Below are 22080 nucleotides of genomic sequence, written 5' to 3'. Positions count from 1 at the left end.
ATTTTACACTAATTTATAACTACAAAATAGATTTTTCTAAAAATCCATAATAAAAAAGCAACGATGTTGCTTTTAAAATAATAAGTTTCTTGGAGTTCTTGGGAAAGATATAACATCTCTAATATTTGATGATCCTGTTATATACATTATCAATCTTTCAAAACCAAGACCAAAACCAGCTGATTTGTAGTATCCATAATTTCTTAAATCATTGTATCAACTCAACTCTTCTGGATCAATTCCCATTTCTTTACATCTAGATACAATTTTATCAAAGTCATCTTCTCTTTGACTTCCACCAACCAATTCTCCTATTCCAGGAACAAGAAGATCGGCTGCAGCAACAGTTTTGTTGTCATCATTTTGTTTCATATAGAATGCTTTGATTTCTTTTGGATAGTTTGTAACAAATGTAGGACATTTATTAACAACTTCACAAATATATCTTTCATGTTCAGTTCCTAAATCAAGACCGAATTCTATATTTGATTCTTCAAAAACATGTCCATCAGCAACTGCTTTTTTAAGAATTTCAATAACTTCTTTATATTCATTTACAACGAATTTTGAATTTCTAACAATGTTTAGTTTTTCAATTAAACCTTCTTCTAGGTTTGCATTACAAAATTCTAATTCATCTTTTGCATTTTCAAAAATATAATTGATTGTGTATCTTACTAAGTTTTCTATAATTTCTAAGTTATCTTTTAAATCACAAAAAGCCATCTCAGGTTCTATCATTCAAAATTCAGCTGCATGTTTTGATGTATTTGAATTTTCTGCTCTGAAAGTCGGTCCAAATGTATAGACATTTTTGAATGCTTGAGCATAAGCTTCCGCATTTAATTGTCCAGAAACAGTTAAATTGGCTTTTTTACCAAAAAAATCTTCATCGTATTTTGCATCTTCTCTTGTAGTAACAACAAAAGCCTCTCCTGCTCCTTCAGCATCATTTTCAGTAATTATTGGTGTATTTACATATACAAAGTTTTGTTCTTGGAAAAACTTGTGTATAGCAAATGCTGCAAGTGATCTTATTCTAAAAACAGATTGGAATGTTTTTGTTCTTGCTCTTAAGTGTGAGATTTCTCTCAAAAACTCTGGTGAGTGTTCTTTTTTTTGTAATGGATAATCTTCAACAGCTTGATCTAATAAAGATATTTCTGTTGCTTTGATTTCAAACTCTTGTTGTTTTCCAGGCGTTAAAACTATTTCACCTTTAACTTCAACAATTGAACTAACCCTTGCTTGAACTGCTTGTTCATATCCTTTTGTATCTTCTTTATAAACAACTTGTACATCATTTATTGTTGTTCCATCATTTAAAACTAGAAAACTGACAACTTTACCTTGTCTGTTATTTCTAACTCTTGCAATTAAATTTACTTCACTTAATTCTTTAAATTTTAAGTGTATTGTTTTAATGTCTTTCATTTTAGTACTTCCTTTTTGCAATAATATTATACAAAAATATGAGAGTTAATTAGCTCTCATATTTAAATTATTTTAGTAATAAAGATATTTGATCTTTCTTATCAAATTTCAATAACTGTCATTCTTTTACAAGGTTATCAAATTTCTCTTGATCGGGTTCATATTTATTTATAAACTCTGCTATTTTATAATTAAAAGTTTTGAAATGATATCTCATAGCTTGTGTATGCATTGAGAAGTTAAAAACTAAGTAATCATCTTTTTCAAAGTCTCTTTTAATTATAAGTTCATATGTATCAGCAGGACTTGTAACCTTGTCATCTGTTGAATGTAAAAATAAAGTCGGGAATAAATCTTTATTTCCGTTTTCTCTTAATAAGTGGAATATACTAATTTCATGTAAATTAATATTTCCCTCTTTTCTATTTTGTTTTTCAATAACTCTATTTATAGATTTTTTAGTTCTTCTCTTAGGAAGGAAACCTAAGTAAATATTTCTTACATGTAAGAATAAACTAAATACACTTCCATAAGTTACATCAGAAACTACAAATTTGAGGTTTAATTTTTTAAGTTCATCTTTATATTTCATTGCACAATAATTTGAAACAAAACCACCCATACTTGTTCCCATGAAGGCCAAACTGTCCACTTTTTTATTTTCTCTTAGTCAGTCTACGGCCCCCATTAAATCAAACTGTTCTTTACCACCCATTGTTGTTGAATCGTCCTCGGATTGACCATGACCTCTAAAATCATAAACAAATATGTTATATCCCATTTTAGCAAATGGCTTAGCATGGTGTAGTGATCAATTTTTGTGACCTGCAAATCAATGAGAAGCAATAACTCATTTATTAGAATCTTTGTTTGGCTCATAAACAAGTCCGAATAACCTTATTCCGTCTCTAGCTTTAAAGTTAACTGCTTCAATATTTTGAATATCTTGAACCGCTAGTTCAGGTCTTTTATAAAATTTTGTAACTACTTTATTTGTGGTTAATAAAGCCTTTAGTCATTTTTTATCTTGTTTTGTTTTATTAAATTTTTTTACTTTTGAAGAAACCAATAAAGATGGTTCTGAAAAAGGTTTTTCCAAACCACTATAGATTGTTCTAAAACCTTTTTTTACTCTATTTATTAATGTATTTTTTCTGATTCTTCTTATTTTTTTCATACTTTAATACTCTTTTCTAATGATTAATGTTCTGAATTTAAAAAATGATAAATTAATAGGTCATTAAAATAATTAAAAGGTACTGAATGCGAAATATGTCCTTTAAAAATGCTTGTGTCAGGATTATCCACAATTAGTGTGTGTATTGAAGATAGATATTTATTTATATCATATGATGCAACTTTACCTGAAATATAAACTACTTTTCTTTTCATTTCTCCAAGTTCTTTAATTGCATTATCAAGTCTGGTTGAATTACCATATCTTGTAAAGAAAACAAAAACATCATCTTCGTTTGAAGTTTTTATTCTATCTCTTATAGTTTCTTGATCACTATCCAATAAATAAACATTGTAACCATTTTTATAAAAGAAGTTTGATAGTTCTTGAGCTGGTCCTGAAAGTAAATTTTCTCAGTAACAGAAGAATACTTTTTTTGAAGATTTAATAATATTTAAAGTTTCAAAAATTGATTTTTTATCTATTAATGCATAGTTTTGCTTAATGATATTTATATATCCTGAAACAACATTTTCATCATTTTTAGCGACATTAATTTCTTGGTTTTCAGCATCATTTGCAAGTGAAATTGCAAAATCTCTAAAACCTTTAATGTTTAGTTTTTTTAATAAACCATAAATAGCACTATAACCAGTTCCTGCTTCTTGTGCCATTCTTTCTATTTTCATATTTGTATCTACAATTTCTTTTAGATGTGTTTTTATATATTCAACAATTTTTTTCTCTTTTATTGTTAAGTCTTTATCATCTATTGTTGTTAATTTACTTAAGAACGATCTCATCTTATAAGCTCCTTTTACTTTAGTTTCAAGTATTCATTAGTTAATTCAGCTATCATAGCTGCATTATCTGTACAATATTCCATATTTGGAACAATGATTTTGTTTATTTTGTATTTTTCCCCAATTTTAAATATGTTTTCTCTTACACTTGAGTTTGCACTAACTCCACCAACTACAGTAATTGTTTTTGGTTTATATTCGTTAACTGCTTTTTCAAACTTCAACATTAAAGTTTCAATTGCTGTTTTTTGAAAACTTGCACAAAAATCTTCAATATTTAAAGTTTCTTTATTTTGATTTAATTTGTTAATTAGATTTAAACTTGCTGTTTTTAATCCTGAAAACGAAAAATCATAAGTGTTGTCATTTTTACTTATAGGTAATTTATATTTAGAAGAATCTCCTTTTTTTGATAATTCATCAATTTTAGGACCACCTGGATATTTTAATCCCAAAACTCTAGCTACTTTGTCATAACATTCACCAACCGCATCATCTTGCGTTGATCCTATTATTTTAAAGTCTAAAGGTTTTTCTAATCATTGAATTTGAGTGTGTCCACCACTAACAACAAGTGCAAGTACTGGGTATTCAAATTTTTCTTCAATATTCGCACCATAAATATGACCTTGAATATGGTTCATTTCCATTAGCGGTTTATTTAAAAACATAGCTAGTGTTTGTGCCACTAATTTTCCTATAATTAAACTTCCAATAAGTCCTGGATTTGAGGTATAAGAAATATAATCTATTTCTTCTAAACTTACTTTGCTGTCATAAAGTGATTTGGTTAGAACTCAGTGGAAATTATCAACATGTAATCTAGATGCTAGTTCCGGAACAACTCCACCAAATTCTGAATGCTCTTTTATTTGGCTTGAAATAACATTTGATAAAACATTACCATCTTGCATTATTGAAATGCTGAACTCATCACAACTTGATTCAATGGCTAAAATTTTCATTAGAATACCTCATTTACAAAATCATTGTTATTTTACTATAAATTGAATAATAGTAGAATAGTTTAATAGAATTTTTTTCCAAAATAAAAAAACATCCTTTTTTTACTAAAGGCTGTTTTTTATTTTTATTATTTTAATTCTAGTGAAGTTTCTAAAGCCAACTCTATCATTTTCATGAAATTGTTTTGTCTTTCTTCAGCAGTAGTAATTTGATTTGTGATGAAACTATCTGAGATTGTTAATAAGCAAGCGGCTTGCTTTCCTGTAACAATTGCATTAGCAAAAAGTGCATATGATTCCATTTCAACAACATCTAAATTATTCTCTTTAGCAAAAGTCATTGAGTCTTCATATCTATAAAATACATCAGATGAATGACATCTTCCTGTGTGTGTTTCAATATTATTTTTTCTAGCAACTTCTTCAATTTTTTCAAAAAGATCTTTTCCAGACTCTATTATATTTGAATCAATGTTGGCAGCTATTTTTGCATAGTTACTTTCTCCAAACGCCTCTTTAACATTGAAAACATCGTAAACATTTATGTTTTCATTATATGATCCAGCACTACCAACTCTTATTATGTAATCAACATCATAAAATTTGAATAATTCATATGAATAGATTCCAATACTTGGACATCCCATTCCACTTCCAGCAACAGTTACTTTTATTCCTTTGTAAGTACCTGTATACATAAACATATTTCTAACTTCATTTACTAACTTGTAATCTTCTAGATATGTTTCTGCTATTTTTTTAGCTCTTAATGGATCTCCTGGCATTAATACGATTTTTGCAATATCTTCTTTTTTTGCATTAATATGTGGTGTAGGTATTTTCAAAATTCATTTCTCCTTTAAATACAACTTTATTTTAACCAAATTAAAAAAAGTTTCCATAGAAACTTCTTTTAACTTTTATTAATATTTTTATCTTTGTGCCTTGTCAAATGGAAGACCACTTGCTTTTGGAGGTTTTGATTTTTTTGCAAAAATCATCATAACGATAAGTGACATAACGAATGGTAAAACTCTAAATAGTGATCCATTAGCTTTCATTCACTCACCAGCATTTTCAATAACAGGTAATCTTGTACCTAAAGCAAACATGAATGAGAATACAAATGAGAATAATGTAATCATGCTTATTCTTCATTGCCCTAAAATCATAATTGCCAATGAAATATATCCATAACCTTGTGTTGATCCTGCAAAACTTCCTAGCAATCTTGATACTACAAATATTGCTCCAGAAAGCCCTGCAATAGCTCCAGAAAGTATTACACAAACAAGTCTATATTTATTTACAGATATACCTGCTGCATCAAGTGCATGAGGATTTTCTCCTGCAGAAATATGTCTTGTACCAGTTTTAGTAAAAGTAAAGTAGAAACCCATTACAAGTGAAATTATAATTGCAATCACTAAGTATACTGTAAGTATTTTACTTGTTCCTGATCCAACTCCAAGTGTTATAAATCCTGAGTTAATATAGTTTTCAGGTCCAGTTAAAGTTGATGTTGCTAAAACTAACGCTATTCCTTGTGCAAGAATATTGATAGCTGTACCAGATATTATCTGGTCACCTTTAAGTTTAATTGCTGTGAAAGCATGTAGTAATGAAACAAGTGCTCCAACTCCAGCTCCAACGAATAAACCAATTAATTGTAGTCATTGACTTGGGTTTGCACCACTTTGATGTAATGCATAACCAAAGATACTATATCCTAAAGCACCCATTGTCATGTAACCTTCAATTCCAAGGTTTACAACCCCTGATCTTTCAGAGAACATACCAGCAACAGCTGCCAACATAAATATTGCAAAGAATGTTGATGTGTCACTGAATAAAGCACTAATGAAGTCTGTCATATTTATCTTTTACCTCCATTATTTTCTCAAAATATTCTTTTTTAATATTTATCTTTTGTTCTTCGTCACTGTTTTTTAAATTAATTTTGTAATTTGCATTTAATTCTTTTAGGAATTCTTTTGCTTCTTTTTTAGATTCTAAGTATTGAGCTTTCAATTCTTTAACTTGAATTTCAGCTTCTGTAATTAAAATTTCACATTCTTGTTTTACAACAGCTTTATTTTCTTTGTCATAATCACTGATTTTTTCAATTACTTGATCTAATGCTGAAAACACTTTTCCAGCTTTGTGGTTACTAAAGTTTATTGATAAACCTTTAATAGTTTTTTGTTCAAATTCTTTATAACCATTGTTTATTGTATCGACTATATTTTGTTTTAAGTCTGCAATAACTTTTTGATATTTTCTTTCATGGAAAATCTTAACTTCACGATATTGATCAGATAAATCTTTTATTTTTTGTTTATCTTCTTTTGGTGTTGCTAGAATTTCTTCTTTAATTGAACTTAGTTCATTTAGGCTTGCAACATCTTTTAATAAAGCTTTTTGTGTTTTAATTTCCATTTTATATTCTTTAATTTTATTTTTTTTAAGAACATCTTTTTCCAAGTATATCATTTGTTTAATTTTTTCTATTAAGTGGAACTTAACGAAAAGCACATATAGAGTTGAACAATAAATGATAATACCAAATATCAAGTCTGCTATTTCTGGTTGTAAACTATTGTATTGAGGTGTTGTAATTGCAACTGAAGCACCTTCTTTTACTAATGCTCAGAATAATGCAACAGGTACAACCCCTAGAATATTGTTAAATGCAACCAATGCAATTGGAATACCGTCAAACCCTAATTGAGGAACTAAATCTTTATTGAAAGTTATACTTCCTTGAATTAAGAAATAATAGAAATAACCTGCCATACTTATAAATAAACCTTGTAAAGCCATAACTATAAGAATGTAGTATTGACTTTTGATCCCAGCATAAGTAGCAGCTGTTGATGATTTACCAACAATTCTAATTTTGTATCCTGTTGTTGTGAATGTGGCAATTATATAAGTTACAATAACTGCTAACAATGCTAACAAGACACAAAGTGATCACAAGGAATTACCCATCATTGCCATATGTTCATTTAACACAGGTGATGCTGTTGGTGTTCCTGTAACTGTCATATATCATTTTAGTAAATATCAGAAAGTTCAATTCAACAATATTGATGAAGCAACTTCATGAACATTTAAATAAACTTTCATAGCACCACAAGCTACAGAAATTAACATTCCCGAAATAATAAATACAAAGAATATTAATGGTGCATTTTTTGTTTCGTTTCCTATTGAGTTCATAATGACAAATGACATTAGAAGTCCTGACAATATTTGTCCAGAACCTCCCATATTAAATATTTTCAATTGGAATCCCAACGCTAATCCTAAACCAATTAGTGTGTATACCCCAAAGTAAACTAGTGTTCTTGAAATATTTGTAGTTAATGCTCTTGAAAGAGCAGTTCATAAGAAACCAAATCCATTTTCTCCATTACAGAAAATGAATAAAATTCCAACAAGAAGTCCAAGTGTTATTGATATGGCTGATGATTTTACAAATCCCAGCTTTTCTTTAAAAGTTGTCGAATTAACAAATGCTTCTGTTTTAACTTTTAAAGTTCATAACTTAATTTTAAACATTTGCTGATCCTCCTTCTAAGTTTGAAGTCATTAGTTGACCAATTTTTTCTCTTGTAGCTTCTTTTTTATCTACTTGTCCAACTATTTGACCAGAGTTAACAACTACAACTTTGTCTGCAAGTTGCATAACTTCTGAAAGTTCATAAGAAATTAGCAATATAGCTTTTCTTTCTTCTTTCGCTTTTAGAATTTGTTGATGAATAAATTCAATTGATCCTAAATCTAAACCTCTAGTTGGTTGGAAAATGATAATGAAATCATTTTCTCTTGTAAGTTCTCTACCGATGATAACTTTTTGTTGGTTACCTCCAGATAAATTTCTTGTTACTGTGAATCCTGCATCTGCATTTCTTACATCATAGTCTTTGATGATTCGTTGACTTTGATTTTGTACTTTTGCAAAATTAACAAACCACGCTTTACTATATTTGCTAGTTGAAATATCTTGGAGCGGAGTATTATTAATGATGTTTTCATCCAAAACAAGACCATGCTTATGTCTGTCTTCTGGAATAAAACTCATTTTATGCTCAAGGTATCTTTTTGAAATTGATGTTTTTGAAATTTCTTCACCTCTGTGATAGATTTTTCCACTTGCCGGTTTTACTAAACCACTAAGTACTTCAGCAATTTCGTTTTGTCCATTACCTTCAACTCCTGCTATAGCAATTATTTCTCCTTCTCTAATTTCTAGATTGAAGTCTTTTAATCCCATAACTTTGTTATTATTGTGTTTTTTAACATTTATATCTTCAAATTTAATTACAACATCTCCAGGTTTTGAAGTTGATGTATTTTTAACTTCCACTAATGTTCTTCCAACCATTGCTTTTGAAATTTCTTCCATACCTGATTTTTTAACATCGAAAGTCCCTACATACTTACCTTTTCTGATTACAGTTGCTTTATCTGCAACTTTTTCTATTTCAGCAAATTTGTGAGTAATGAAAATAATTGTTTTTCCTATTTTTTTGAATTCTAACATAACATCAAGTAATCCATCAATTTCTTGAGGAGTTAGAACAGCTGTTGGTTCATCAAACACTAAGATATCTACATCTTTATATAAGATTTTTAATATCTCAACTCTTTGTTTCATACCAACTGATATGTTTTGTACTTTTGCATCTAGATCAACTTCTAGATTATATTTTTTCATTAATTCAGTTGTTTTTTCTACAACTGCTTTTTTGTTCATGAATTCTCAACCAAGAACTTCTTCTGAACCTAAACAAATATTTTTTCATATTGGTAATATATCAATCAACTTAAAATGTTGATGAACCATTCCAATACCAAGCTTAGTTGCTTTGATTGGAGAAGTTATTATTTCTTCTCTCCCATTTACTTTAATTGTTCCTTTTGTTGGTTGATAAATTCCAAAAAGAATAGACATAAGTGTTGATTTACCAGCTCCATTTTCACCAACTAAACAGTGAATCTCACCTTTTTCAACTTTGAAATTTATGTCTTGATTTGCTATTATTTTTTGATTGAAAATCATTGAGATATCTTCCATTTCAATTGCATATTTAGCCATTGTTTGAGTTACCTCCTTGTTTGATTTCTTTTAAAATAATTTTTGCATATTCACTTACAAATGAATCATTGATCATTGTTTGACCTTTTTGAATACTATCAATTTTATCAAATAAATCTATTGAAGCTTTTGTTAGAACATCTACATTAAATATTTCCTTAATATTGTCTGCATAAGTTTTTTCTAGTTGATTTCTTCCGCCAGAAGACATATTTCCGGCAACTCAAAGTGTATTTCCTTGACCATCTTCTTCTTTAACTTGATTTTGATCTAAAGTAAGGTCTCGGTCTCAAGCTTTATTTCCACCAACATCTACTCCAACAAATTTTCCATCTTTATCTTTGATTGTAACTTGGAAATCAGTACCTAAAAGTTCTTCAGTCTTAGATCCAAGACTATTTTCTCCTTCACCAGTCACTCTATCAATTCAATACTGTGTATGTGCTAATCCCGCAATAACAGCTCCTCTTAAATCTTTTTCAGCACTTGTTATAAACATTCCTTCATTTTGTGGAAAAGCTTCAGCTTGGTTTGTATCTACACCAACTATTTTAACTTTATTTCCACCTTCAATTTGTTTTGAAAGTCCAACAGCATCTAAAGTTTGAGGTCCCGCAACAGGCATTATAACTGTTGAACCATTTTGTATAAGTGTTCCAGCAACTACTTGTCCGTCACCTTGTGCAAATGAATTTGAAAATCAAGATGGATCACTATTTGATGTTGGATATTGTTTTTGAGTCATTTCAACAGTTTTCTTTCTTACCGAATCATCAAACCCGAATTTATCTTTTAAAACGATTCAATTTGAATCATCTGCTTTAAATTCATTAAAAACTTCTATAGCAGCTAAGTAACCCACTATAAAGTTATCAACAGCAGCAGGGTTTGAAATACCACCAAAAGATCCTAAAGAAATTTTGTCGTATTTATCACCTTGTTGTAACTGTCAAATTATTGCTCCCATTCCTGCGTAAAACCCGGAAATATCACCCCTAAAGCTAAATCCGATTTCATTTTTAGCAGAGCTCGCTCCATCCAACATGATTGTTGAACCTTGTTCACCCATTACTATTGGAGCTAAATTTTCTCCTTCACCAGGCATAGAGTGGTGAAAACCAGGTAAAAGTATTGTTTTTGCCCCATTATTCTTAGCATTCATATATTGATTTTTCAATACTTTTGTACTTGAGTTTTCAGGTTCAATTCTTGCTATTTTTTTACTTTGATATTCTTCGTAACCAGGAATTTGTCCAACAACTTGTTGAAGGAACTCAGTTCCCGCCTTATAAGTAGACTCATTAAAAGATTTATCAGAGATTTTACCAGCATCAGTTACTAAATAAATTTCTGAAATTGCTTTTATGTTTGTACACGAAACAAGGCTTGAAGCAGAAGATAAAACAACTGCTCCAGCCATCAATCCTGAAAGTAATTTTTTCACTTTTTTTTCTCCTATATTAATTTGTGTAAATTATATCGTCGCTATTATATTTTGTTTTGAAAAAAAGGAACCTTTTTTTATCACTATTAAAAAGATCCCTTTCATGTTGCCTTTAGAAATGTATTGGTACATTGTAGAAACGCCAACCCTATATGTTGGCTTATAAAAGCTTTTTAATTTAATTTACAATTTAATTATAAAATGAGAATTCCAAAATATACAAAAAAATTTTTATTAATTTTAAAAAAAAAAAAAAAAAAAAAAAAGTTTAGTAATTTTTTTGCTCGTATTGATAACCTATTTTGGACTATAATAATAGAAGGTGAAAATATGGAATTCAAACTTATCAAATCAGATTTAAAAAAACCAATACTGTGATTTGGATCGATAACATTATCTTTAATAGTTATCAGTTCAATTGTTTTATTGAGCATACCACTAGAAACTAAAACAAAAATTACTTTGGTGTGTCAAATAAACCTTAATTTTGTTTTGTTTTACTTAGTTTGTCTAACAACAAATTTAAATAAAACTTCAGTATCACTTTTTTATAATATGGAAGTTATAACAAATACAGAAACAAATGAAAAACAATTAAATGTTATTAAGGGTAGATTCTTTTATTATTTCATTCTTATATTTTCAATTGGAGCTTTTTTTATAGAGTTAACAAGTGGTTCTCTAATAAGTAAAGTTAGTTGAGCGGAAAACGCTAAAAGCAATTGATGAGTATTTTTTATCTTAATGTTTATTAATTTGATATATCTTTATCTTTTTTTTGAAATATCAAGATATCTAATGAGTCAAAACGAAGAATTCAAAAAAAGTTATTTAAATTTTATTAATAATCCACCAAAAAAAGAGGTTAAGTCACAAGACTAAACCTCTTTTTTTATTACTATTTTATTTATATTTTTACCCATTGAATGAAATCTCTGTTCGTATTCAGTTGCTATATTATCTTTTAAAAGATCTTTTTGAGCATATAAATCATTTGTGTTGTATAGAATTTTGAATTTTGATTCTTGAATTTGTTCCAAACTAAATTCATAAAGATTATCGTTATCAGTTTTAATTTCTATAACACCATTATCTTTTAAAAGATTTCAATATATTTCTAAAAAACCAATATATGTTAATCTTTTTTTATAGTGTTTAGATTTAGGTCATGGGTCTGAAAAATTTAAGAAGATACCATCTAAAGAATTGGCCTCAAAAATATCTAATAAGTTTTCTGCAAACTTATTTAAGAATAATAAATTTTTAAATTCGAAGTTTTCTGTATTGATAGCTTTTTTTAAAGCCACTCCTATTACGGTTGTTTCTTTTTCCATGGCTATAAAGTTTTTGTTAGAACTCTTCATAGCTTGACCGATAATGAACTGACCTTTACCACAACCTATCTCTAAATAGGTTTCTTGGTTTTTTTTAAAAAGGTCTTTTGCGTTTATTTTTTCTTCAACATTAATCATATGTTTTTTATTTTCTTCAATATAGCCTTTTGTTCAATTTTTATTTCTTAATCTCATAAGTTATCTCCTTGAAAAACTATTATATATACTAAGCAAAGAAAATTAGACCAACAGAGAAGAAAATTGCTGTTGAAAGCGCATCAACCAATGTTGTTACAAGAGGAGCAGCTGTTACAGCTGGGTCAAATTTTAACTTTTTAGCAATTATAGGAAGTGTACCTCCAATAAGTTTTGCCATTATTAAAGATAGATACATCGCTATTGAAAGTGTTGCTATTGTATATCATAAATTTGGATCGCTCAAATCACCTTTTGTTTCAATTGAATAAATTATAATCATTCTTATAAAGTTTACTGAAACTAATATGAAACCAGTTATTATTGCTACTCTAAATTCTTTTCACATAACTCTTGCGAAATCTTTTGTTTCAACTTCTTTTAAAGACAATGCTCTAACCACCATTGTTGAAGACTGGCTCCCAGCATTACCTGTTGTTCCTGAAATTACAGTCAAAAGAGGTGTTAACAACATTGTAACAATATAAATTATAGAACCCTTATCTGAATTAAACCCGTATCTTTTCATAAATAAATATATTATGATTTGAGATAAAGTTGCAGATACCATTAGAAACATTAATCAAACACTTCTAGATTTAACCATTTTTCAAATACTTGTTTTAAAGTATTCGTCATCTGTTGGTGAGATACCAGCCATTTTGTGAATGTCTTCTGTAACTTCTTCTTCAATAACATCAAGAACATCATCTACAGTAACTATCCCAACTAATTTTTGTTGAATATTTATAACAGGAAGAGTTGTTATGTCATATTTTTGAAACTTTTCAACAACAGCTTCTTGATCATCTTTTGTATATGCAAACAATACTCTCTCATCCATTATTTCTGAAAGTTTTGTTTCACCTTTAGAGAAAACTAAATCTTTTAGTTCTATTGTACCTTTTAAATTATTTAAATCATCTACTACATAAAATGTATTGTGGTCTTCTGATTCTTGATCTCGCTCTCTTATTTTTTCAATAGCATCAGTTACAGTTCAATTTATTTTAAATCTAGTGTAATCAACACTCATTATACTTCCTGCAGTATCGTCATTGTATTTTAAAATATTATTTATTTGAGCTCTAGCTTCTGGTGTAGAAGATCTTAAAATTTTCTTTACAATATTTGAAGGCATTTCCTCTAAAATATCTACAATGTCATCTGTATAAAGTTCTGAAAAAAGTTCACTAACTTGTTTAGAAGACATTTTATTAATTATCTCCTCTTGTATATCTGTATCAAGGTATGGAAAAATTTCACTACTTGTATCATTAGTGAAAAGTCTTAAAGCTATTATAATTATTTTTTCATCCAACTGTTCTAAAGCCTCGGCTATATCTTGTGGGTAGTGAAGTTCTTCAAGCTCTCTAAGTTTTTTAATATCATTTTCTATTATTAGTTTTTCAATGTTTTCACTTAAAGCTTTTAAATTTTCTTCTTTTTCTAACATTTTTATTTTCCTCTCTATTTATTTAGTAAGTATCTCAATTCCTCTGAAATAACTTCTCTTGGATCAATTGAGCTTCCTATAAGTTCTCCAGTAAAAAATTCTATACCTAAAGATTTTAGATGTTTATAGATTATATAACTATTTACAGAAGTTGCAATAACTTTCGCTTCAATCTTCTCAGCTATTTTTAAACTTTCTAAAAGAATTTTTTCATTCTCTTTTATATAATTTATTTTTTTAGAAATTTCTCCTTCTAAAAAAATAAATTCTGGTTTGTAACAACTTAATAAAGCAAAATCTGTTTTTAAAGAACCAAAGTTAGATACTGAGATTCTTATAGATTCTTTTTTTAAAAGGTCAATATTTTTTTCAAGTTGCTTTTGATTATCAACTTCATTGTTTATATCAAAGTTTAAAATTAATTTTGATAAGTCTATTTTTAAGTTTTTAAGTTTCAAAATAAATTCATTAACTTCAAAATCTTCACTTGAGATATACTCGCTTGTATAATTTATAAACATGTCTTTTTCTCTAACAAAATTGTTTTGTTTTGATAATTTCTTTAATGATTGGAATGAAATATATCTTAAGAATAGAGATTCTAATCCCATATCAGAAATTAATTTTTTTTGTTCTTCGAATAAATCTGAATTTATTTCTATACCTTCTACCATTCCATTCAAAAAGTAAGATTCGAAGTCTTTTGTTTTTGAAGAATAAATAGGTTCAAACAATGTTGCAAATTGATTTAGATTTGTAACTTCGTTTAATGATAACATTTTTTTATTTTGGTTTTTTTCTTTTATTATTTCCATTGGATTTACAACAATGTTTTTCTCTTGGTAAGTTAATAAGAAATCGTTTTCTACGTGTCTATTGTATTCTAACAATTTGTCTAAGTTATTAGAATGTAAACCATAATAAGAACAAACAGATTTTAATTTAATAGAAATTTTATAATTTTCAATTTTGAATTCTGTATTCATCTGTAAGAATATATTTTTTATAACTTCTAAATATTTATTATTACTTTGACTAAATTCTTCATATAGATCAAATGGAATGAAAGCACCGAAAGTTTTGTAATTAGGTTTAAAGAAAATTGAATTTGGAAAGTTTTCTTTAATTAAGTTGTAACTTTGTTCTGATATTGAGTTAACAACTTCATCTTTAATTTGAAAATTAACTTTTGATTCGAACTTCTCAAAATTTGAAATGAAGTAAGTTAAATAAATACCGTGCTTAATTTTTTCTTCTTGAATCTTATTTAAGATTTGCTCGTGAGCAGAAGAAAAGTTTAAATAGTATGTGTTGTCATAAGTTACAATATTTTGTAACTTAAGAGCATGTAAATAGATTTGGTTTATAACCGCAATGTAAGCATAAGCTAAGTATCCACTTCCAAGCCAGAATAATAAATTTGTTATATTACCAAGAGCTGGAGAAGTTTTGATAAACGCTAAACCTCATATTAATCCTGTTAAAAGAAGAATTATTGTTGTGATTGATCAGTTTGATCAATTTGAAATATTCTTTCAAAAAGTTTTCACAAAATAATTTACAAGTGGAATAACGTAAGCCAAAACCAATAAAGTTATAGTTCATGAATCAGATGGTTTACCAAAAAAATCACTAAAAATAGATGAAAATAAAACTAAATTTAATATATTACAAGTTAGTATACCTATACTTGATAAAGGTGAAATAAAAATAATTGATACTCAATATAAAAATGTTGGCAAGAATATTGTCAATCCAAGATTACCAGTATCTCCACCAAGTAATGTTATTAAAATTAATGAGAATGTAGAAATGAAACCAAGTACAAATCCCAAAAATATTTCATAGTAAGTTTTTAGTTTGGTGAATAAATGTCTTGTTAACCCTCAAAAGATTGTGTAACAAAAGGCAATAATTGTTGTATAAGAAAGACATGCAATTAATAATGTTAATATATTATTCATAATAAAATTACATTCCTTTCTTATAAAACAATTAAGCATAAAAAAATGGTGGAGATGGCGGGAATCGAACCCGCGTCCAAAATACTCCAACCCATGACGTCTACAGTTTAGTCGTCTCTAACTTACACTATAAACCAACAGAGTCAACGAGATTTAAATTTATAGCGTTAGTGATTTAGTTTCGAACAAATTTATCACTAAAATCATTTGTTCTATTGCGCTAGGTAATACGTTATTCAATGAAGCACAAACACATATCATAACGTTGAACTGCTATAAACTTAGAAGTTTATTAAGCTGCTAAAGCAACTCCAGCTGATGCATTATTGATCATAAATGCTGGCATTTCAAATTCATTTTTTTCTTCGTTTGCATTTTATCAAACCTAGAAGTATTAAGGTCTACCAAACCACTGCAGTCATGGGCCAGTTGTATCCTGTCGAAACCAGGACACCCCCATATCTATATTATAAAACATTATTTGAATAAATAAAGTTTCTATTAGATTTTATAAACTATAATAATTTGTAAGGAGATGAAATAAATGAGCAAAGATTTAAATAATGTAGTTGAAGTTCTTGATATGACAAAAGTTGAAATTCAAGAGATTCAAAATATGTTAGAAGAAGGAAAGACATTATTAATAGCTTTAGAAAATGGAGAACATGTTGCAAACAGCCTTAAAGAAGGTTATTCTAATTTCTTAGGTGCAAATATTGAACTAAAAGAAGAAAAGGAAAATTGCGGAGTTTGTGGTTGTGGTAAACCAGCAAACATACTGGCATATGCTTGAAAATAAAAAAACCATTAAATGGTTTTTTTATTTTATTTTTTTAAGTCTTCTTTCAACATCTCTTTGTTTAATTGTTTCTCTTTTATCAATTAATTTCTTACCTTTTCCAAGTCCTATTTCCAATTTTGCATAATTGCCTTTTAAATATAACTTTAAAGGTACTATTGTAAGATTCTCTAACTGAACTCTTTTAAGCATTTTTTTTATTTCATCTTTGTGAAGTAATAAAACTCTATTTCTTGTAGGATCTTGTTTAACGTGGTTTGCAAATTCATAGTTCTTAATATTCATATTTAAGATTTCTACTTGACCTTTTCTTATTAAAATAAAAGATTCTTCTATAGAAACATCTTTGTTTCTTATAGATTTTATTTCTGGACCAGTCAAAACTATACCAGCTTCTCAAGTATCTAATATTTCATAATTAAAATAAGCTTTTTTATTTTTTAATAAAACATGCTCTCCCATATTTTTCACCTCAATTAAGCAAGCACAAAGTCTATAATTCTTTTTTTAACATCAGCATTTTTAACTTTAATCTTTACTTTTTGACCTAATCTGAAGACTTTATTTTGTTTATTAACCATGATGCTTGTTTTTTCATCAAATGTAAAGTCTGGTAATTCAGAAATATGAATCAACCCTTCAACACAATTATCTAATTGAACAAAAATACCGAACTTAAGAACTGCAGCAACTATACCTTCGAACTCTTGTCCAATTTTTGATTGCATAAATTCAGCCATGCACACTTTATTAACTTCTCTTTCAGCTGAAACAGCTTGCTTTTCTGTATCATTAATTATGCTACATGCTTTTAAAACAAATTTTTCATTTTGTTCTAATTTAAAATCTCTTAAATCTTTATCTACTAAATATTGTTTTAAATATCTATGAACAATTAAGTCACTATATCTTCTAATAGGACTTGTAAAGTGAGTATAACATTCACTTGCCAATCCAAAGTGTCCAATATTTTCTAACTCATATGCTGCTTTTTCCATAAATTTAAGAAGTGTTACATTTATAACATCTCTTTCTGTTGCATCTTTTATTTGATCTTCAATTTGAACCAAAGCATCTTTGATTGTTTTTGGATTTATTTTATCTAAATCATTTAATTTAACATTTATACCTAAAGCTCTTAAAATAGAGTGTCATTCTATTAAGTTTTCTTCTTTTGGAACATCGTGATTTCTGTAAATGAATGGTAATTCTTTTTCAAAAATAACAGTAGCTACACATTCATTTGCACTAACCATAAAGTTCTCAATTAGTTTCTCACTAATACCTCTATCTCTTTTTGCGATATCAACTACATTTGAATCTTTGTCCAAAATAATTTTTGGTTCTGCTACATCAAACTCAATTGAGCCCCTTGCAGATCTTGCAGCATCTATTATTTCATGCAATTCCTTTGAAACCATTAACATGTCAATAATTTCTTTTGGTCTTTCAGATTTACCAGTTGAATATAGATCGTTAACTTCTTTATAAGTTAATCTAGCTTTTGAAATCATTATTGACTCGTAAACTTTTTTATTAACTACGTCTCCTTTTAAATCAAAATCCATTTCAGCTACCATACAAAGTTTTTCTTCGTTTGGATTTAAACTACATACTCCATTTGATAATTTTTCAGGAAGCATTGGTATAACTTTATTTGCCAAATAAACTGAGTTACCTCTAAATAAAGCTGTATTGTCCAGTGGAGAAAAAGGAGTAACATAGTGACTAACATCTGCTATAGCTACTATTAATTTATAACCATTAGATGTTTTTTCAACATAAACAGCGTCATCTAAATCTTTTGAGTCTGCTCCATCGATTGTTACAAGGTTTTTTTCAACAAGTGAGTTTTCTAACCTTCTTTTTACTTTTGGATCATCATAGTCAATTGGTTTTGCAACTTCATTAGCATTATCTATAGTTAATTTATTAAATTCTGGTTTAATTTCATATTCATATGCAATAGATAAAATTCTATCAACAGCTTTATTTGCATCTCCAATAATTTTTTGGACTCTAACAAATAATTTTCTATCCCTTACATTTAGTATTTTTACTTTAAGAATCAAATCTTCTTTTAAGTTAAAATCTTTTCCATTAATCATAACTATTCTATAATTTTTGAAACCAGGTTCATTTGCGATGAAATCTAAAAATCTTCCGTCACTACTTTTTCTAATTTCTCCAACTAGAGATGTTTTTGTTCTTAAAACTATGTCTTCAACATTAGCTTTTAATCTGTCATCTTTTTCTTTTTGTACGGTGAAAATAACTTCATCAGAAGATATACAACCATTTAGTCCGTTTGGAGGAACAAAAAAATCATCGTCTTCAGAGTTAAACTCTTTTACGAAACCAAAACCCTTATCATTTATTTTGATTGAACCTATTTTATATTTATCTCCAACAAGATAAATTACATTTTCTTTTGTTCAACCTATCAGATGTTCTTCTTGAAGTTCTTTTAAGGTGTTTGTTACACTTTCATAATCGGCTTTAATATTTTTTATTAAGTCGTTTAAGTGTACCTTCTCTTTTCCTTCCATTCGAGATAGTATTATATTTTTCATAAAACATTCTTTCTACTAAAAAAAACACTATTAAGTTAAAACAGTGTTTGAAATAATTCCTATAACAATTGTTATTATAAATAATGCGATTCCTAAACTAAACATTCATATAGATGTTGTTTTATCAACACCTCTTTCTTTTGAGTTGGAGAAAAGTTCATCATTTCCTCCATTTAGTGCACTCAATCCAGTTTGTGAACTCTTATTTTGTATTAGACCAACAGCGATCATTAATACTGAAACAATTAGAGCTAGAATTTCAAAACCCAATATTATTTGATTTGCTAATAACTGTTGTGAGCTTGATGCAAGTAAAACCATAAAAGGCCTCCATTCAATATCTATATAATACTACATTTCGAATAAAAAAAGAATGCTTTATTACATTCCTTGATTTTGAATATTTTATTTTATAAATGAAATATACTCCAAAGATCTTTTAAATAAATCTTTTTCAAATTGTATTTTTCTTGTCATGTATTCATATAATTTATTTTTTGATGAAAGCTTCGTAAAATCAAATATCCCTATTGGATATATTGGATTTTTTATGAAGTATTTTTGAATATAAACATCTTCATTAACTCCTAGTGCAAAAAAATTATCATCATTTAGATTTGATAATCTATCTAATGCAATTGGATTTAAAAATTTGGCACCCGCTATATTTGTTGCGGCTATATTTGTTGAATACTTTTGATTAAAAGCAACAGATTCTGTTTGATAATCTCCCTTTAGAATACCCTTGCTTCGTATTCTTAATCCATTACACTCATTTTTAATCTTGTCATCCACTATAAATATAGAGTCCATCGAAACCAATGTTGTATTTGTCTTTCATCTAAAAGAACCATCTGAGCGTCTAGAGCGAGTTCTTTTTATACACTTTACAGGTTCCTGTATAATAAAACTTCCTTCTTTGCCGTTAAATTTAAAACTCAATAAGTTTAAATTATCTCTTTTTTTTGCAGGTCCAACTTGTGATAAATATTCATTGTGTGAGCCATAAAATTTATTTGTTGAAAAGTCTGGATTTAATGATTTGTACTCAACCTTCTCTATATTTTTTAAATCATTATTTTGATTAAAAAATGTTTCATAAATTTTCTTAAGATTTCCTTTTGTATGAATTATTAAATTTAATTTTTTTTGTAATTTTTTATTTAACAAGTATGAAATTATCATTTGAAACGGCAATAAAACCATTGCTCCCAAACCAATAAATAAAAACATTTTTCTTATATTAGTTTCTACTTTGCCTTCTAAAAGCATGAAAAGCAAAGCCCCAACTAAAAATAAAAGGGTTAATATTGTTGGTAATATAATTGATAAATTTCTATTTCAAATAAATTTTGATATTCCCGATTTCAAGTCGTTATCTTCATTTAAGTTATTTTTCAATTGTAAAAATAAAGTTTCATCAAGATTAATTTTTTTATTTTTTTTAAAATTCATAGTTTATCCTCTCTTAAAATTCGATTTTAACATCTTGCCTTTCAAAGTCTGTGATTTCAAATAAAGATTTGAAAACATAACCTAGTTGGGCTGCTGCTGCATTTTTTGGATATACATTTATTGCTTGATTGAATATACTTACATTTGAATTGTAAATTCTTCTTGAAGCAGAAATATCATCCTCAATATTTGCAGTTGATCTCATTAGTTCTTGAATAAGAGAAGTTGATTTAATTTCAGGATAATTTTCAAGTTGCATTGTAACTTGCTTAGAAATTTTATCTAGCATAGCTGCATTCTTTCCTTTGTCTTGAATACTCACTCCCGTTCTCATTGAAGTTAAAGTCATTAATATTTCTTTTTCAAATTTCATGCTACCTTGAACTGATTCAATTAATTTTATCAAAGTGTCTCTTCTTTTTTTAAGTTGCACATCTATTCCAGATTCTGCTTCTGAAACTTTAATGTTCAATTTCTTTAGTTTGTTCACATTTGATATATGAACAAATAAAGGAATTATTAAAAAGAAGCTTAAATACCAAAGAAAAGCCCCTAATAGATTTCTTCTTGGTTTTGTATTTGCTAGATTATTAATGTTGTTAAATTCTTGTTCTGGTGTTATTCTCATTCATTTTCTTCCTCCAAATAGATTTTAACACCATACTTTAAAACTAACTAATTTATAAAATTACATATATAATCATAAAGGTGATAAAAGATGCAATGACTAGAATACGTGTTTAAATTTTTAGATAAGCTATTTAAAACAAATTCTTTTAAAAGAAAGTATAAAACAAAGAATAGTAAAAAACTACCTCACATTCTAAAAAGCAAAAACTGACAAGTTGTTGATATAAGAAATTCTCTTTCTTACAAAGAAAATCACCTTCACGGAACAATAAATGTTCCTATAACAAACTTTAATTTTAAATATTTTAAAGTTTTGGATAAGAAAAATAAAATTTTAATCATTGATGAAGATTCAAGAAGTCACTTATCGGTTTATAAAAGTTTAAGAACAAAAGGTTTTAAAGCTTATGTGTTTTATGATGGATATAAAAACATAAGAAACAATGAAGACTTTGATAAATTAACAAAAGTGATAGTATATTAAAAAACAGAACCACCGGTTCTGTTTTTTAATTAATCTTCGTTTTCAATTTCCCTAAAAAATTCAATTGGTTCTACATTCAAAGCTTTTGCGATTTTTTCAACAGACTTAAGAGATATGTTTCTCTTACCCCTTTCTGAATCAGAAATGTAATTTCTGTGTAACTCAGATTTGAAACTTAACTCTTCTTGTGTAAGTTGTGCATTTACCCTTATTCTTTTCATGTTTTTACTAAATGTTTTTATAATATCTTTGTTCATTTT

At 27.7% G+C, this 22080-nt stretch carries 21 protein-coding genes, 1 other RNA gene and 1 riboswitch; of the genes, 3 read left to right on the top strand and 19 right to left on the bottom strand.

Annotation, left to right across the window (positions count from 1 at the left end; translation table 4 throughout):
- Positions 1–72 precede the first annotated feature (72 nt).
- From asnS to SBIUS_RS00420, 9 genes are all read right to left on the bottom strand, one after another.
- Positions 73–1434, bottom strand: coding sequence for an asparagine--tRNA ligase (gene asnS / locus SBIUS_RS00460; RefSeq protein ID WP_162684559.1), 1362 nt, complete (start codon positions 1432–1434; stop codon positions 73–75).
- A gap of 67 nt (positions 1435–1501) precedes the next feature.
- On the bottom strand, positions 1502–2611 hold the full coding sequence (locus SBIUS_RS00455) for an alpha/beta hydrolase (RefSeq protein WP_162684558.1): 1110 nt from the start codon (positions 2609–2611) through the stop codon (positions 1502–1504).
- A 23-nt stretch (positions 2612–2634) separates the two neighbouring features.
- A complete protein-coding gene (locus tag SBIUS_RS00450; protein WP_162684557.1) occupies positions 2635–3414 on the bottom strand; it encodes a MurR/RpiR family transcriptional regulator in 780 nt (259 codons plus the stop codon).
- 14 nt (positions 3415–3428) lie between these two features.
- Positions 3429–4379: a tRNA (adenosine(37)-N6)-threonylcarbamoyltransferase complex transferase subunit TsaD gene (gene tsaD / locus SBIUS_RS00445; protein WP_162684556.1), complete on the bottom strand. Its 951-nt coding sequence runs from the start codon at positions 4377–4379 to the stop codon at positions 3429–3431.
- Positions 4380–4507: 128 nt separating this feature from the next.
- The gene (gene deoD, locus SBIUS_RS00440) at positions 4508–5218 is read right to left on the bottom strand and encodes a purine-nucleoside phosphorylase (RefSeq protein WP_370456488.1); all 711 of its coding nucleotides are present in this window, start codon (positions 5216–5218) and stop codon (positions 4508–4510) included.
- A 93-nt stretch (positions 5219–5311) separates the two neighbouring features.
- Positions 5312–6253, bottom strand: a complete 942-nt coding sequence (locus tag SBIUS_RS00435) for an ABC transporter permease (RefSeq protein WP_162684554.1) — start codon at positions 6251–6253, stop codon at positions 5312–5314.
- The gene (locus SBIUS_RS00430) at positions 6237–7946 is read right to left on the bottom strand and encodes a hypothetical protein (RefSeq protein WP_162684553.1); all 1710 of its coding nucleotides are present in this window, start codon (positions 7944–7946) and stop codon (positions 6237–6239) included. The genes SBIUS_RS00435 and SBIUS_RS00430 overlap by 17 nt, the downstream gene beginning before the upstream one ends.
- Complete coding sequence (locus SBIUS_RS00425; RefSeq protein ID WP_162684552.1) at positions 7939–9486, bottom strand: ABC transporter ATP-binding protein; 1548 nt, start codon at positions 9484–9486, stop codon at positions 7939–7941. Before SBIUS_RS00425 ends, SBIUS_RS00430 begins: the two co-directional genes overlap by 8 nt.
- Positions 9479–10930, bottom strand: a complete 1452-nt coding sequence (locus tag SBIUS_RS00420) for a hypothetical protein (protein ID WP_162684551.1) — start codon at positions 10928–10930, stop codon at positions 9479–9481. Before SBIUS_RS00420 ends, SBIUS_RS00425 begins: the two co-directional genes overlap by 8 nt.
- 93 nt (positions 10931–11023) lie before the next feature.
- Positions 11024–11118: riboswitch (purine riboswitch) on the bottom strand.
- Between the two features lie 142 nt (positions 11119–11260).
- Here SBIUS_RS00420 and SBIUS_RS00415 point away from each other — a divergent pair.
- A complete protein-coding gene (locus SBIUS_RS00415; RefSeq protein WP_162684550.1) occupies positions 11261–11812 on the top strand; it encodes a hypothetical protein in 552 nt (183 codons plus the stop codon).
- On the opposite strand, the gene trmB is transcribed toward SBIUS_RS00415, so the two are convergent.
- From trmB to ssrA, 4 genes are all read right to left on the bottom strand, one after another.
- Complete coding sequence (gene trmB / locus SBIUS_RS00410) at positions 11809–12459, bottom strand: tRNA (guanosine(46)-N7)-methyltransferase TrmB (RefSeq protein ID WP_162684549.1); 651 nt, start codon at positions 12457–12459, stop codon at positions 11809–11811. The genes SBIUS_RS00415 and trmB overlap by 4 nt on opposite strands.
- 31 nt (positions 12460–12490) lie before the next feature.
- Complete coding sequence (gene mgtE, locus SBIUS_RS00405; protein WP_162684548.1) at positions 12491–13915, bottom strand: magnesium transporter; 1425 nt, start codon at positions 13913–13915, stop codon at positions 12491–12493.
- Positions 13916–13929: 14 nt separating this feature from the next.
- Positions 13930–15879, bottom strand: a complete 1950-nt coding sequence (locus SBIUS_RS00400; protein ID WP_162684547.1) for an EAL domain-containing protein — start codon at positions 15877–15879, stop codon at positions 13930–13932.
- A gap of 46 nt (positions 15880–15925) precedes the next feature.
- Positions 15926–16337, bottom strand: a transfer-messenger RNA (tmRNA) gene (gene ssrA / locus SBIUS_RS00395).
- 86 nt (positions 16338–16423) lie between these two features.
- On the opposite strand from ssrA, the gene SBIUS_RS00390 reads away from it, so the two are divergent.
- Positions 16424–16678 (top strand): hypothetical protein, encoded by a 255-nt coding sequence (locus SBIUS_RS00390; protein ID WP_162684546.1) that lies wholly within the window; start codon positions 16424–16426, stop codon positions 16676–16678.
- A 21-nt stretch (positions 16679–16699) separates the two neighbouring features.
- On the opposite strand, the gene smpB is transcribed toward SBIUS_RS00390, so the two are convergent.
- From smpB to SBIUS_RS00365, 5 genes are all read right to left on the bottom strand, one after another.
- A complete protein-coding gene (gene smpB, locus SBIUS_RS00385; RefSeq protein WP_162684545.1) occupies positions 16700–17140 on the bottom strand; it encodes an SsrA-binding protein SmpB in 441 nt (146 codons plus the stop codon).
- A 14-nt stretch (positions 17141–17154) separates the two neighbouring features.
- Positions 17155–19251, bottom strand: a complete 2097-nt coding sequence (rnr, locus tag SBIUS_RS00380) for a ribonuclease R (protein WP_162684544.1) — start codon at positions 19249–19251, stop codon at positions 17155–17157.
- 30 nt (positions 19252–19281) lie between these two features.
- Positions 19282–19572 carry a preprotein translocase subunit SecG gene (gene secG / locus SBIUS_RS00375; protein WP_162684543.1) on the bottom strand — a complete coding sequence of 97 codons (291 nt, stop codon included), beginning with the start codon at positions 19570–19572 and terminating at the stop codon, positions 19282–19284.
- Between the two features lie 84 nt (positions 19573–19656).
- On the bottom strand, positions 19657–20706 hold the full coding sequence (locus SBIUS_RS00370; protein ID WP_162684542.1) for a hypothetical protein: 1050 nt from the start codon (positions 20704–20706) through the stop codon (positions 19657–19659).
- Between the two features lie 13 nt (positions 20707–20719).
- Entirely contained in the window at positions 20720–21334 is a 615-nt protein-coding gene (locus tag SBIUS_RS00365; RefSeq protein WP_162684541.1) for a LemA family protein, read from the bottom strand.
- Positions 21335–21424: 90 nt separating this feature from the next.
- Here SBIUS_RS00365 and SBIUS_RS00360 point away from each other — a divergent pair, with 90 nt between their 5' ends.
- On the top strand, positions 21425–21820 hold the full coding sequence (locus SBIUS_RS00360) for a rhodanese-like domain-containing protein (RefSeq protein ID WP_162684540.1): 396 nt from the start codon (positions 21425–21427) through the stop codon (positions 21818–21820).
- A gap of 29 nt (positions 21821–21849) precedes the next feature.
- On the opposite strand, the gene SBIUS_RS00355 is transcribed toward SBIUS_RS00360, so the two are convergent.
- Positions 21850–22077, bottom strand: a complete 228-nt coding sequence (locus SBIUS_RS00355) for a helix-turn-helix domain-containing protein (protein ID WP_162684539.1) — start codon at positions 22075–22077, stop codon at positions 21850–21852.
- Positions 22078–22080: the final 3 nt, after the last annotated feature.

This window comes from Spiroplasma sp. BIUS-1 (assembly GCF_010365805.1).
In the GTDB taxonomy this organism is placed as follows: Bacteria; Bacillota_I; Bacilli_A; order Mycoplasmatales; family Mycoplasmataceae; genus Spiroplasma_A.
This window is presented reverse-complemented; position numbering and strand designations above follow the sequence as displayed.